The sequence below is a fragment of the Chryseobacterium sp. FW101-FHT12H09 genome (assembly GCF_058790395.1).
In genome coordinates, this window is the sequence record NZ_JBYTCP010000004.1 from 147,146 (window position 1) to 161,213 (window position 14,068).

The 14,068-nt window shown below is 33.4% G+C and carries 14 protein-coding genes; 9 read left to right on the forward strand and 5 right to left on the reverse strand.

From position 1 onward, the window contains the following. Positions 1–20 precede the first annotated feature (20 nt). Positions 21–1,184, reverse strand: a complete 1,164-nt coding sequence (locus AC3WRL_RS16290) for a 2-isopropylmalate synthase (RefSeq protein ID WP_214825204.1) — start codon at positions 1,182–1,184, stop codon at positions 21–23. 147 nt (positions 1,185–1,331) lie between these two features. On the opposite strand from AC3WRL_RS16290, the gene AC3WRL_RS16295 reads away from it, so the two are divergent. Further along, on the forward strand, positions 1,332–2,876 hold the full coding sequence (locus AC3WRL_RS16295) for a hypothetical protein (protein WP_492330754.1): 1,545 nt from the start codon (positions 1,332–1,334) through the stop codon (positions 2,874–2,876). A 53-nt stretch (positions 2,877–2,929) separates the two neighbouring features. Here the strand turns inward: AC3WRL_RS16295 and AC3WRL_RS16300 are convergent, their stop codons facing one another. Continuing rightward, positions 2,930–3,898 (reverse strand): dipeptidase, encoded by a 969-nt coding sequence (locus AC3WRL_RS16300; protein WP_492330755.1) that lies wholly within the window; start codon positions 3,896–3,898, stop codon positions 2,930–2,932. A gap of 193 nt (positions 3,899–4,091) precedes the next feature. Between AC3WRL_RS16300 and thrS the strand changes: the two genes are divergently transcribed. From thrS to AC3WRL_RS16340, 8 genes are all read left to right on the forward strand, one after another. Further along, the gene (thrS, locus tag AC3WRL_RS16305) at positions 4,092–6,011 is read left to right on the forward strand and encodes a threonine--tRNA ligase (RefSeq protein WP_214825211.1); all 1,920 of its coding nucleotides are present in this window, start codon (positions 4,092–4,094) and stop codon (positions 6,009–6,011) included. 72 nt (positions 6,012–6,083) lie between these two features. Continuing rightward, the gene (infC, locus tag AC3WRL_RS16310; protein WP_214825214.1) at positions 6,084–6,614 is read left to right on the forward strand and encodes a translation initiation factor IF-3; all 531 of its coding nucleotides are present in this window, start codon (positions 6,084–6,086) and stop codon (positions 6,612–6,614) included. A gap of 192 nt (positions 6,615–6,806) precedes the next feature. Continuing rightward, positions 6,807–7,628 carry an alpha/beta fold hydrolase gene (locus tag AC3WRL_RS16315; RefSeq protein ID WP_214825217.1) on the forward strand — a complete coding sequence of 274 codons (822 nt, stop codon included), beginning with the start codon at positions 6,807–6,809 and terminating at the stop codon, positions 7,626–7,628. Positions 7,629–7,817: 189 nt separating this feature from the next. Beyond that, positions 7,818–8,384, forward strand: coding sequence for a hypothetical protein (locus AC3WRL_RS16320; protein ID WP_214825220.1), 567 nt, complete (start codon positions 7,818–7,820; stop codon positions 8,382–8,384). Between the two features lie 173 nt (positions 8,385–8,557). Then, on the forward strand, positions 8,558–8,755 hold the full coding sequence (gene rpmI / locus AC3WRL_RS16325) for a 50S ribosomal protein L35 (RefSeq protein ID WP_214825223.1): 198 nt from the start codon (positions 8,558–8,560) through the stop codon (positions 8,753–8,755). A gap of 121 nt (positions 8,756–8,876) precedes the next feature. Further along, on the forward strand, positions 8,877–9,221 hold the full coding sequence (gene rplT, locus AC3WRL_RS16330) for a 50S ribosomal protein L20 (RefSeq protein WP_214825226.1): 345 nt from the start codon (positions 8,877–8,879) through the stop codon (positions 9,219–9,221). A gap of 108 nt (positions 9,222–9,329) precedes the next feature. After that, on the forward strand, positions 9,330–10,505 hold the full coding sequence (locus AC3WRL_RS16335; protein WP_492330756.1) for a M28 family peptidase: 1,176 nt from the start codon (positions 9,330–9,332) through the stop codon (positions 10,503–10,505). A gap of 143 nt (positions 10,506–10,648) precedes the next feature. Next, positions 10,649–11,827: a M28 family peptidase gene (locus tag AC3WRL_RS16340; protein ID WP_214825231.1), complete on the forward strand. Its 1,179-nt coding sequence runs from the start codon at positions 10,649–10,651 to the stop codon at positions 11,825–11,827. 181 nt (positions 11,828–12,008) lie between these two features. Here AC3WRL_RS16340 and hisIE read toward each other — a convergent pair whose 3' ends face one another. Genes hisIE through hisA form a run of 3 tightly spaced genes read right to left on the reverse strand, consistent with a single transcriptional unit; the run spans position 12,009 to position 14,066 of the window. Further along, positions 12,009–12,599 (reverse strand): bifunctional phosphoribosyl-AMP cyclohydrolase/phosphoribosyl-ATP diphosphatase HisIE, encoded by a 591-nt coding sequence (gene hisIE, locus AC3WRL_RS16345; RefSeq protein ID WP_492330757.1) that lies wholly within the window; start codon positions 12,597–12,599, stop codon positions 12,009–12,011. Beyond that, positions 12,596–13,351, reverse strand: coding sequence for an imidazole glycerol phosphate synthase subunit HisF (gene hisF / locus AC3WRL_RS16350; protein ID WP_492330758.1), 756 nt, complete (start codon positions 13,349–13,351; stop codon positions 12,596–12,598). The genes hisIE and hisF overlap by 4 nt, the downstream gene beginning before the upstream one ends. Then, a complete protein-coding gene (hisA, locus tag AC3WRL_RS16355) occupies positions 13,344–14,066 on the reverse strand; it encodes a 1-(5-phosphoribosyl)-5-[(5-phosphoribosylamino)methylideneamino]imidazole-4-carboxamide isomerase (protein WP_261512119.1) in 723 nt (240 codons plus the stop codon). Before hisA ends, hisF begins: the two co-directional genes overlap by 8 nt. Between the last annotated feature and the right edge of the window lie 2 nt (positions 14,067–14,068).

Consider the following 14,068-nt stretch of genomic DNA (forward strand, 5'->3'; position numbering starts at 1 on the left):
AGAAAATAAATAGAGATCTTTTAACTGATTTTTCTGGTCAATGCTGTCATCATCAGATTAAGATCTTCGTTATCTATTTCTTTTTTCATATCTGCTACTTTTAAAAATTCTTTGTATAAAAAGTCGAGTTCATTTTTAGTAACATCAAACCCGATATGTTTAAAACGATAAGCTAAAGCCGATCTACCACTTCTGGCAGTAAGAATAATGGAAGACTCACTTACCCCCACATCCTCAGGATTCATAATCTCATAAGTTTCTCTATTTTTGATGACCCCGTCCTGATGGATACCAGAACTGTGGGCGAAAGCATTAGCTCCAATGATTGCTTTATTCGGCTGCACAGGCATTCCCATAAGATCTGAAACTAAAAAGCTCATCTCATTAAGCATTTTAGAATTGACATCGGTATGCAGGTTTAGATTCTTGTGTTGCTTCAGAATCATGACGACTTCTTCCAATGCTGTATTTCCGGCTCTTTCTCCCAAACCGTTGATCGTACATTCGATTTGTCTTGCTCCATTGATCACTCCGGCAATAGAATTTGCAGTTGCCAGTCCTAGATCATTATGACAATGACATGATAAAACGGCTTTGTCTATTCCACTTACATTTTCTTTTAAATACTTAATTTTTTGTCCATATTCTTCGGGTAAGCAATATCCTGTTGTATCAGGAATATTTAAAACTGTTGCTCCAGCCTTAATAACAGCTTCGCAAACTCTTGCTAAAAATTCATTGTCTGTTCTTCCGGCATCTTCAGCATAAAACTCGACATCTTCTACAAAACTTTTAGCATACTTTACAGCATCTACCGCCCTTTCTAGAATATCCTCTCTTGTAGAATTGAACTTATATCTTATATGAGAATCTGAGGTTCCAATACCGGTATGGATTCGCGGTCTTTTGGCATGCTGTAATGCTTCAGCAGCAATTTCTATATCTTTTTTATTGGCTCTGGTCAATCCGCATACTTTTGCATTTCTAACCAGTTTTGAAATTTCAGAAACAGAATGAAAATCTCCCGGACTTGATACCGGAAATCCGGCTTCAATTACGTCAATCCCTAGTTTATCAAGCCTTTCGGCTATAATTAATTTTTGTTCTGTATTCAGCTTACATCCCGGAACCTGTTCCCCATCACGCAATGTGGTATCAAAAATTTCAATCTTTTCGGAATTCATAATGAAGTTTTTTACTTAATTTTGATTCAAAACTAAGGCTTGCATATTTTTTATATTTTCAATTTTAATGAAAATTACAATATTCAAATAATGAAAAACTAAATGTAATAATATGATATCCAAACATTTAAATTAGCAAATTTTACAATGGCAGAATTGCAGAAAGACTTCTTATTTGTACTTATTAAATCATTAACAACTTCCGAAAAGCGACAGTTCAAGCTTTATGTTAACCGTTTAGGAATTAACGTGGATGCTAAATTCCTTTTGCTTTTTTCAGAACTGGACAAGATGAGTGAGTACAATGAGTCTGTTATAATAGAGAAAAAAATTTCAACGAAGCAACAGCTTTCTAATCTTAAAGCGCACCTTTATAAACAGATTTTGGTAAGCCTCCGTATGAACCCCAGTCACCAAAACTATAGGATTCAGCTCCGCGAACAGCTGGATTTCGCTAATATACTTTATCAGAAAGGACTCTATAAGCAGGCTCTGAAAATATTAGATAAAACAAAGCAGTCGGCATTAGAATTAGACGAAAAGAGTATTGCATCAGAAATCATAGATCTTGAAAAAGTAATCGAATCCCAATTCATTACGCGAAGTATAAATGGTAGAGCCGAAGAATTGATAAAAGAATCAAAAGCGATCAGTAAACAAAATCAGTATACTACAGAACTTTCCAATCTTTCATTGAAATTATATAGTGAGATGTTAACACATGGCTATGTAAAAAATGATGCAGACCGACAGGAAGTATTAGAAATCTTTAATGCACAGATAAAAAATATAAAACCTTCTAAGCTTAATTTCACAGAAAAGCTATGGTATTACAAAGCTCATGTCTGGAAAAACCAACTGTTACAGGATTATAAATATACATTGAAATATGCCTATCAATGGGTGGAATTGTTCCATCAGAAACCTGAAATGATCTTCAGCCATCCGGTTTGGTATATTAAAGGGAATACCTATTTACTAAAGATCCTTTTCCTATATGGTAATATTGATATTTTAGAGAAACAGTTTGAAATTTTTAATAAAACAGTTTATTCACCAAGCTTTGCTCAAAATGAAAACTTACAGGCACTTACCTTTCTTACCTATTCTAATACTTTAATGAATATCCATTTTGTAAAAGGCGAATTTTTTAGCGGAACAAAACTTATCCCTGAAATTGAAATGAAGATGGATAAGCTTAGGGATAAGATCGATGAGCACCATTTCATGATTTTATATCTTAAGATGGCAGCTATGCTTTTCGGAAGTAAGAAATATAATGAATCCATGCGTTACTCTATGAAGATCATTGAATCTAAAGGGAATGTGCAGGAAGATCTTTTGTTTCATACCAGAATTCTGATCTTAATGTCAAAACACGAATCGGGAAATGATGAAGATTATGATGAGTTTATAAAAGCGACTCTCAAGTTTGCCTTAAAAATGAAAAAGCCTGAAGAGTTTCACTTTGAAAGTATCAATTTTTTCAAAAATCTGAATAATTTAGTTCCGGATGACAGGCAAAAAGCTTTCGAAGCATTTGATCAAAAACTTGAAGAATATTCAACCAATGAGTATTATAGAAGATCTTTATTTTATATTGATATCCATGGTTGGATAAAATCCAAAGTTCAGCATGTAGATGTTATTGAAATTATAAAACAAAAGGTCCGGTATAAAAGGAAAAAATAAATATAAAAGGTGGCTGAGGCTCTCGAAGCCACCTTTTAATACCCCCAAATTATCTATAATCTTTTTATAAATTCCAGTGCATTTTTATGACTGATTTTCTCCATAAGCCCTGGAGAAAAGTCTTCAGATAACTTTTTATTGATCGAATTATAAGTTGTAGCATCTTGAAATTCGTCAAAGAAAAAGGGATATCTTGACTTATCCGGATGCTCTTTATCGAAGAAAAAATCACCTCCGTATGCAATACAATCTTCAGCGCCTAGGGACAGTGCATATTGAATATGTTCATAAAGTCTTTCAGGATGATGATGGTCAATATAATCTTTAATAAAATTAAGCCCGATCAAACCCTTTCTTTTGATCACTTCATTCACTAATTCATCGGGAAGATTTCTATTATTTTTATATACACTTCTATAGTTAGAATGGCTTGCCAGAATAGAAATTTTATAATTTTTCTGATCCGTATAATTAAGAATATCATAGGCTAACTGATCACTTGTATGGGCTAAATCAATAGCAATCTTTTTATCTGCTATATAATCGATCAATATTTTACCATCTTCTTTTAGTCCGGCTTCGGAATTATTTCCACCTCCAAAACGGTTTTCAGAATGATGAGTAATTCCTATATATAAAACCTTCTGAGTATTGTTAATAATAGTTTCCAAATTTTTAAAACCTTCCTCCAAACTAGAATCTTCTTCACAAAATGATGATGCATTTTCAATAGAAGCAAGAACTCCTACCCGATTCGAATTTTCACTATTGCTGTAATTCTGAGTGTTGAATAGAAAGAAATCATCCGTATTCAGTAAATCAGCAAACACTTCACTTTGCCTGCTCCCTTCTGTTATACTGTTCTTTCCTGTAGCAGAATAAATTGCCATTACCTGTAGCTTTACATTCCCTTCTTTTAAATAGGGTAATGAACAGCCTAACTGTTTGTCATGGATATCAGATTTTGGATCTAATAAATAATAAAGTAAATCGCAGTGTAGATCTATATTGAATGTGCTCATGAGTAAAATCTCTATGTTTTTTTATAAATATATTTAAAAATTTTAATGTCTTTTTTTGAAAAAAAGAGATCATGAAAAATAAAACGACAAAAATCAGTAAATGTTTTTCATATTTCTTCATTCAAATATACGTTAATATACTATTTTAAATAAAAAATGCGTATTTTTGCATCTTAAAATTTCATAGTAAACAATGATAAAAATTACACTTCCAGACAATAGTGTCAAAGAATTCGACGGAGAAGTTACTTCTCTAGATGTGGCAAAATCTATAAGCGAGGGATTGGCTAGAAATACCATTTCCGCAATTGTTAACGGCAAACAAGTAGAGATTACCACACCTATAACGACGGATTCTACGGTACAGCTATTGACATGGAATGATGATCTTGGAAAGAAAGCTTTTTGGCATTCTTCTGCCCACCTTTTGGCGCAGGCAATCCTGGAATTTTATCCAAATGCTAAGTTGACTATCGGACCTGCTATTGAAAGCGGTTTTTATTATGATGTAGATTTCGGTGACGAAAGTTTATCTGAAAAGGATTTTGAGAAAATTGAAAAGAAAGTATTGGAAAATGCTAAAAAAGGTTCTACCTTCTCATTATATCCTGTTTCTAAAGAAGAAGCATTAAAAACATATGCAGACAATCCGTATAAAGTAGAATTGATCTCTAATCTTAATGATGGGGAAATTACTTTTGTAACCCATGATAATTTCACAGACTTATGTCGTGGCGGCCATATTCCAAATACAGGAATTGTAAAAGCTGTAAAAATATTAAATGCAGCCGGAGCTTACTGGAGAGGAAATGAGAAAAACCCTCAGTTGACAAGAGTATATGGTATTTCTTTCCCTAAACAGAAGGAACTTACTGAGTATCTTGAAAAATTAGAGGAAGCAAAAAGAAGAGACCACAGAAAGCTAGGAAAAGAATTAGGAATTTTTGCATTCTCTGAAAAAGTAGGTGCCGGACTTCCGTTATGGCTTCCAAAAGGGACTGCTTTAAGAAGAAAATTAGAAAACTTCCTTAGTGATGCTCAGAAAAAAGGCGGTTATGAGTTTGTAATGTCTCCACATATTGGTTCAAAAGAACTTTATGTAACTTCAGGACATTGGGATAAATATGGAGCAGATAGCTTTCAGCCTATTAAAACGCCTAATGAAGGAGAAGAGTTTTTACTAAAACCAATGAACTGTCCTCACCACTGTGAAATCTATAAAACTTCACAATGGAGCTATAGAGATCTTCCAAAAAGATATGCAGAATTCGGAACAGTTTACCGATATGAGCAAAGTGGAGAGCTTCACGGTTTAACAAGAGTTCGTGGATTTACTCAGGATGATGCCCATTTATTCTGTACTCCGGATCAGCTTTCAGAAGAATTCGAAAAAGTAATAGATTTAACACTTTATGTTTTTAAATCTTTAGGATTTGAGGATTTTGTAACTCAGGTTTCTTTAAGAGATCCTGAAAACAAAGAAAAATATATCGGTTCTGATGAGAATTGGGAGAAAGCAGAAAATGCGATTATCAATGCGGCACAGAAAAAAGGATTAAAGACAGTTATCGAATATGGTGAAGCGGCATTTTATGGCCCTAAACTGGATTTCATGGTGAAAGATGCTTTAGGAAGAAAATGGCAGCTGGGAACAATCCAGGTAGATTATAATCTTCCGGAAAGATTTGATCTTCATTATATAGGAAACGATAATGAAAAGCATAGACCGGTAATGATTCACAGAGCACCATTTGGTTCTATGGAACGTTTTATTGCCATATTATTAGAAAATACTGCAGGTGATTTTCCATTATGGTTAAGCCCTGATCAGTTTATAATTCTACCGATAAGTGAAAAATATGTAGATTATTCAAAAAAAGTTTCACAATTTTTGGAAAATCACGATATTAGCGGTCTGATTGATGACAGAAATGAGAAGACAGGAAGAAAGATCCGTGATGCGGAAATGAAAAAAATCCCTTTCATGCTGGTTGTCGGTGAGAATGAAGAAAACGACGGTACAATTTCTGTAAGAAGACGTGGAGAAGGAGATCTCGGCGTAATGAAGATGGAAGATTTCGTCAATTATTTTAAAAAAGAAGCAGCAATATAAGAAAGCTGTTAAATAGAAAGTTAACCAATAAAATTTAAAACAATAGCACAAAGATTTAACAACAGAGGCCCAATGCGTCGTCCAGTACAGGAGGATTTGCATCAAATTAATGGTAAAATCAGAGCCCGTGAGGTTCGTTTGGTAGGTGACAATGTTGAACCCGGAGTTTACCCATTAGATAAGGCTTTGCAGATAGCCAAGGAACAAGAATTAGACTTGGTTGTGATTTCCGACAAAGCGGAACCTTTTATTGCAAGAATATTAGACTATAAAAAGTTTTTATACGAGCAAAAGAAAAAACAAAAGGAACTTAAAGCGAAGCAAATAAAAGTAGTTGTAAAAGAGATCCGTTTTGGACCTCAGACTGACGACCACGATTATGAATTTAAGAAGAAGCACGCTGAAAAATTCCTGGAAGAAGGTTCAAAACTTAAAACCTACGTATTTTTTAAAGGACGTTCAATTATCTTTAAAGATCAGGGAGAGATCCTACTTTTAAAACTTGCGCAAGAACTTGAGCATGTAGGTAAGGTAGATCAATTACCTAAATTAGAAGGTAAAAGAATGATTATGATGATGAGTCCTAAAAAACCAGCAAAATAATTTAATTAAATCTTGTATTTAATTCGCCAATATAAAACCTCAAATTTCTTTGAGGTTTTTTATTTTATCAGATTTTGACGAAAATATCCTATGTTAAGGTTTACAATTGAGAATAGATTTAACTTTGTTTTAGAAATAATAGATAAATAATCTACAAGGCAATAATAATTATTAATCATAAAATATAAAACAATGAGTACTATTCAATTAAAAGACGGAACAGAAATTTATTACAAAGATTGGGGGAAAGGTCAACCTATATTCTTTCACCATGGATGGCCGTTATCCAGCGATGATTGGGATGCACAAATGTTATTTTTTTTAGAAAAAGGATATAGAGTGATTGCTCATGACAGAAGGGGTCATGGAAGATCTACGCAAACTTCGGAAGGACATGATATGGATACTTATGCATCCGATGTGGCAGAAATTGTAACTGCATTAGACTTAAAAGATGTTATTCATGTTGGTCATTCCACTGGAGGTGGCGAAGTGATCCGATACGTAGCCCAACATAGCAAAGGCAGAGCTGCAAAAGCAGTTTTAATAAGTGCAGTAACGCCGATTATGGTAAAAACGGATAATAATCCGAACGGAATTCCAATGTCTGTTTTTGATGAGATCCGTCACAATACGGCAACACAGAGACAACAATATTTTGTAGATTTCTCATTGGCTTTTTATGGATATAACAGAGAAGGCGCAAAAATCTCTCAGGGTATTCGTGATAACTGGTGGAGACAGGGAATGATGGGATCCATTAAAGCTCATTATGACTGTATAAAAGCGTTTTCTGAAACTGACTTCACAGAAGATCTTAAAAGCGTAGATGTTCCCGTATTAGTATTACATGGAGAAGATGATCAAATTGTACCTTACGAAATTACAGGTGTTGTAGCTGCCAAGCTGGTAAAAAATGGAAAACTAATTACCTATCCTGGCTTTCCTCACGGTATGCCTACTACAGAAGCAGAAACTATTAATAAGGATCTGCTGGAATTCTTTCAATCTTAATCAGAAAGTACATTATTATAAATTGTAAAACCCCGATTAAAAAAATCGGGGTTTTTATATTAAAATCACTTAAGTGTGTAAATTTAATCACTTGAAAATACGATAAATAAAGCATTTATTTGAATTTATTAAGTCTTTGAATTGTGACTTAATACTGAATTATTTATATTTGCGGCGTAAAAATTATTTATGAAAATAAAATTATTGACTTTCGTAAGTCTTTCGATGCTCTTAGCATCTTGTGGTCAGGATGACAGTCTTGACAATGTAACAGTCGAAAATGGAAAAGTACAAACAACTGCGAATGCGAATAAATCTATTCCTGGTGGCGGTCTTACAACTTTAACACTTATTTCGGAAACAACCAATCATCCGCAAATATTAAATGCTGAGGAGTCAATTAGTTTAGAGAATAATGGCAGTATCTACCGACTTGTCATGCAAGGAGATAGTAACCTTGTATTATATCGTGAAAAACCAGGTAGTTACACGGTTTTATGGGCATCTAATACGGTAAGGAACCAGGGCACTCCTAAACTTATTGCACAAAATGATGGTAACCTTGTTATTTATAATAACAATAATCCTCTTTGGGATTCCAATAGTGCAGTTACAGGTAACGTTTCTAATCCACATATTAAGCTTCAACTTTATTCAAGAGGTGGTTATTTCATTGGTAACGGCCTTAGAATTAAAGTTATTTTGGGTGGAAATAATGAAGAAAGAAGAGAAATAGTTGTTAGAGATTTCGACTAAGGTAATTAAATTATAGCCCCTCTTATAAAGAGGTGTTTTTTCGAAGTCATAGAAAATCATAGGTTGTTAAAATTTGAATTGATATTTTTTGTATCTTTGCACCCTATTATTCCTAAATATTACTAGGAAAGAAGACAGAGATATTGATAACAAAATAATAAAAAAGCAAGACAATGCCAAAATTAAAAACGAAATCAGGTGCTAAGAAACGTTTTGCCCTTACTGGTACAGGTAAGATCAAAAGAAAAAACGCTTACAAAAGCCACATCTTAACTAAAAAAGAAACTAAGCAAAAGAGAAATCTTACGCAAACTTCTTATGTTGCTGCAGTGGACGTAAAAAGTGTTAAACGTCAATTAGCAATTAAGTAGTTTTTATAAATCTATATTCGGTTTATAGGAATTAAAACAATTCAGAATTTTTAACCCTGAAACGGAGCAAATAAGTGTAATGAAACAGTTTACCGCCCTTTTCAAAAAAACAATTTAAATTATGCCTAGATCAGTAAATGCAGTAGCTTCAAGAGCTCGCAGAAAAAAAATCATGAAACAAGCTAAAGGTTTTTTCGGTAGAAGAAAGAACGTTTGGACTGTAGCTAAAAACGCGGTACACAAAGCAATGCAATATGCTTACCGTGGAAGAAAAGAGAAAAAGAGAAATTTCAGATCACTTTGGATCACTCGTATCAACGCGGGAGCTAGAGAACATGGAATGTCTTACTCTCAGTTTATGGGAGCTCTTAAAAAGAACGATGTAGAACTTAACAGAAAGGTTTTAGCAGATTTAGCAATGAATCACCCTGAAGCTTTCAAAGCAGTTGTAGATCAAGTAAAATAATGTAAAATTTTTTGTTATCAATATAAATCCTGAGTTTTTTGCTCAGGATTTTTTTATTATTTACATTTGTTTATTAAATATATAATAATTCTGTAATCTTATTATAAAGTGAAAAAATTAACTACTCTACTCCTTTTTTCTATTGCTGCTTACAGCATACAGGCACAAAGTTTTATTCAGGCTTATCAAAGCAGAGCAACCCAGGTTTCGCAAACCAATATTACAGCTAACCTGCACGAATTTGACAATCTGGGTGTAAAAACCACAGGTTCTGTTAATAATACCAATGCTTTAAACTGGATCAAGAATAAATATTTAGCTTATGGATATACAGCAAGTCAGATGACCGAAGATCCTTTTACGTTCGGAAATACAAGTTCTAAAAATCTAATTATTACAAAAACCGGAACTGTTTATCCCAATACCTATGTTATTATCTGTGGACATTATGATACAATAGTAGGGACTGGTGTTAGCGACAATGGAAGTGGCACTTCTATTATACTTGAAGCTGCAAGAATTTTAAAAGATATTCCTACTGAATATTCAATTAAGTTTATTCATTTTTCTGGCGAAGAACAGGGATTGATAGGAAGCTACCATTATGCAGATAATGTGGTATTTCAAAATGATGTACGCCAGATGAATGTAAGAGTGGTATTTAATATTGATCAGGTAGGTGGACAATTGGGAAATAATAACAACACCATAAAGTGTGAGAAAGGGGTAAATGGAAGTTCTTCTAATAATGCTACTTCAAGTGCTTTCACTCAGCAACTGGCTAATTGTACAGAACTATACTCTCCTCTTCAGACAGCGATTACGAATGCTTATGCCTCCGATTATATTCCTTTTGAACAAAACGGAGATATTATTACAGGTTTCTATGAGAATATTAAAAGTAATAACGAACATACAGTGAATGATACTTTTGCTAATATAGATCCCACCTATGTTTTCAATGTTGGTAAAGCAGCGGTTGGAGCTCTTCAACATTTTGCGGTAGCAACTACATTGAATTTGGGAACCAATGAAACAGAAGGCCAAAGATCTATAGAATCTGTCAAAATTTATCCTAATCCAGCAAAAGATGTATTAACTATTGATCTACCTGATACTATTAAAGATTTTGATTTTGAATTAACAGACCTTGTAGGACGATCATTAATTAAGCAGCAAAATCAAAAGACAATTAATGTTTCATCTTTAGTAAAAGGAGCTTATTTAGCGATTATAAAAACCGGAGATCATACTGCCGTAAGAAAAGTTATGATTGAAAAATAATCCGATCACTCTTAAAAAGTAAAATATATAAAATTTAAAAAATGCTTTTATTACTGTCAATAGAAGCATTTTTTATTTATAACATAAAATTTATCTTTATTTGTTATGATTTTATTATTACTTTTACAAAAAATCACCTAACAATGAAAAATATAATTACTTTTCTTTTTCTTGGTTTTCTAAGCCAGCAATTACAATCTCAAACTTTTATCCAAGCCTATCAAAATAGAGCTAACCAGGTTACCCAAACGAATATTACAACGAATTTACAGCAGTTTCAAAATCTTGGTGTAAAAACTACGGGCTCTGCTAATAATGCCAATGCCCTTACCTGGATTAAGAATAAATACCTTTCATACGGTTATACGGCAAGCCAGATCGTAGAAGACCCTTTTTCCTTTGGAAGTACCAGTTCTAAAAATCTTGTTATCACAAAAACAGGAACGGTATACCCAAATAAATATGTTATTATTTGTGGACATTTTGATAGCATTTATGGCCCAGGGACTAATGATAATGGAAGTGGAACTTCTATTATATTAGAAGCGGCCAGAATTATGAAAAATGTTCCTACTGAATATTCAATCAAGTTTATTCATTTTTCTGGGGAAGAACAAGGATTATATGGAAGTTACCATTATGCTGATAATGTAGCTTATCAAAATGGTGTTCGTAAATTGGATATAAAATTGGTCTTCAATCTGGATCAGGTAGGTGGTAAAATGGGTAACGTTAATAACAAAATTTACTGCGACCAGGATCAGGGTGGACTAAGTAGTAATAATGCTGCATCTGCCGCAGTTACTCAGCAATTAGTAACATGTACAACTTTATATTCATCACTTCAAACGGGTATTGATCCTGCTGAAGACACAGACTATATTCCATTTGAAGAAAAAGGAGAAGTGATTACTGGTTATTTTGAATATAAAAGAAGTAATTACCCACATTCTTCTAGTGATACCTTTGCCAATACTGATCCTGTATACATCTTCAATGTAGGGAAAGCAACTGTTGGGGCTCTTCAGCATTTTGCCGTAGCAACTACAGCATCATCAATAGTTTTAGATACTAAAGAAACAGCTATAAATACATTAGAATCTATAAAAATATATCCCAATCCCGCAAAGGATTACCTTTCTTTGGAAGTACCAGGTACAGTGAAGGATTTCAGTTTTGAGATTACAGATCTGTTGGGACGTTCACTGCTTAAACAGGAAAATCAAACGAAGATTAACGTTTCAGGTTTAAAAAAAGGTGTTTATCTGGGAAACCTTAAAGCTGATGATCATACAGTAGTTAGAAAAATTATGATCGAATAATGAATCATACAAACAAATCTATAAAAATAAATCCCTTTCTAATACTGGAAAGGGATTTGTTTTTATAATGATTCATATATATTCAGTGTCGTTCCAATTAAATCTGTATTAAAACAGAAAGTATCACTTCCAACACCTTTACTCTGTTTTCTTGTATTGAGGTTTTTGCGGTTGAGTTTATTTATACAATCCGCTGATTTCTCAACTGTAAAATCTTCTCAACATCCTCTAAAGCGATATCTTTTGCCTTCAACAAGATTAAAAAATGATACATTAGATCAGCAGCTTCATTTTTAAATAAATCGTCATTATCATCTTTAGCTTCTATAACTAATTCTACAGCCTCCTCTCCTACTTTTTGAGCTACTTTATTAATTCCTCGCCTGTATAATGAATAGGTATAAGAATCTTCTACTTTCTCATCGATTCTATGACCGATTTTCTCTTCCAATTCATATAAAAATCCTTTAGAATCTTTTTCTCCGAAACAACTGAAACTTCCGGTGTGGCAAACTATATTTTTAGGAATAACTTTAATAAGGATTGTGTCCTGGTCACAATCGATATCAATACTTATTACCATTAAAAAATTACCCGATTCTTCACCTTTAGTCCAGAGCCTGTTTTTTGATCGACTGAAAAAAGTGACAATTCTTTCTTTTTTTGTTTTATTAAATGCCTCTTCATTCATATAGCCCAGCATCAAAACCTGTAATGTCCTATTGTCCTGGATGATTACCGGAACAAGACTATTTTTATTAAAATCAATCATCGTCTTATTTGTATTTTTTGAATTAATAATTCTTCCTTTAAATCCTTAATATGAACTTCTCCAAAGTGAAAAATACTTGCTGCCAATGCGCCGGTAGCTTTTGTCTCTTGAAATACTTCCTGAAAGTCTTTTATTGTTCCAGCACCTCCTGAAGCAATGATAGGAATATTAATTGCCTCAGACACTGATTTTGTAATTCGTAGATCAAAACCTTTTTTAGTTCCATCTCCATCCATAGAGGTTAGTAGAATTTCACCCGCTCCAAGTAATTCAGCTTTTTTTGCCCATTCTACAGTTTTTAGTTCTGTAACCTCCCGACCACCTTTTATATATACCTTATCTTCACCATTCTCAAATCTGGTATCAATTGCAACCACAATACACTGACTCCCAAATTCTTTAGCCAAATCAGAAATAATATCTGGATCATTGACAGCCGATGAATTGATACTGATCTTATCAGCTCCTGCTTCCAGTAATTTTCTAACATCATCTACAGAGGAAATTCCACCACCAACTGTAAAAGGAATACTTAATTCCGTTGCAATTTCCCTGACAAGCTCCACAAAGGTTTTCCTTTTTTCAATAGTTGCCGTAATATCAAGAAAAACCAATTCGTCAGCACCCTCATCCTCATATTTTTTTGCGAGGCTTATGGGATTCCCTGCATTTCGGAGCCCTTCAAAATTAACTCCCTTTACCGTAGTTCCATCCTTAATATCCAAACATGGAATAATTCTTTTTTTAAGCATTTTCAATAAAATTTTGAAGTTCTTTTAATGTTATTTTTCCTTCATAAATAGCCTTTCCAATGATCGTTCCCGAACAACCGATTTCTCTCATGTTATAAACATCCATCATTCCGGAAATCCCACCACTTGCCACAAGTTGAATTGAAACATTATCTAAAATCTCTTTATATAAATCCATTGAAGGCCCTTCCAACATTCCATCTTTGGAAATATCTGTACAAATTACCTGCTCAATCCCCTTCTTCCTGTACTGAAGTATAAAATCAATAACATCTTTATTACTTTCTGTCAACCATCCTGAGGTTTTTATTTTCCTATTTTCACAATCAGCTCCAAGGATAATTTTTCCAATTCCATATTTTTTAATTAAATCATAACAAAATTCAGGATCCTGAACGGCAATACTTCCAATTGTTATTTGATTGGCACCGGCATCGAATGCTGTTTCAATATCTTTCAGAGTTTTTAGCCCACCTCCAAAATCGATCTGCAATGATGTTTCTCTGGAAATTGATTCTAATACTTTGTGGTTCACTATATGTTTGGATTTAGCACCATCGAGATCGACTAAATGAAGAAATTGAATTCCAAAATCTTCAAATTCTTTAGCCATTTCCACAGGGTTTTCATTATAAATCTTTTTAGTGCTATAATCTCCCTTGGAAAGTCGCACACATTTTCCATCAATAATATCTATAGCAGGAATTATTCTCATAC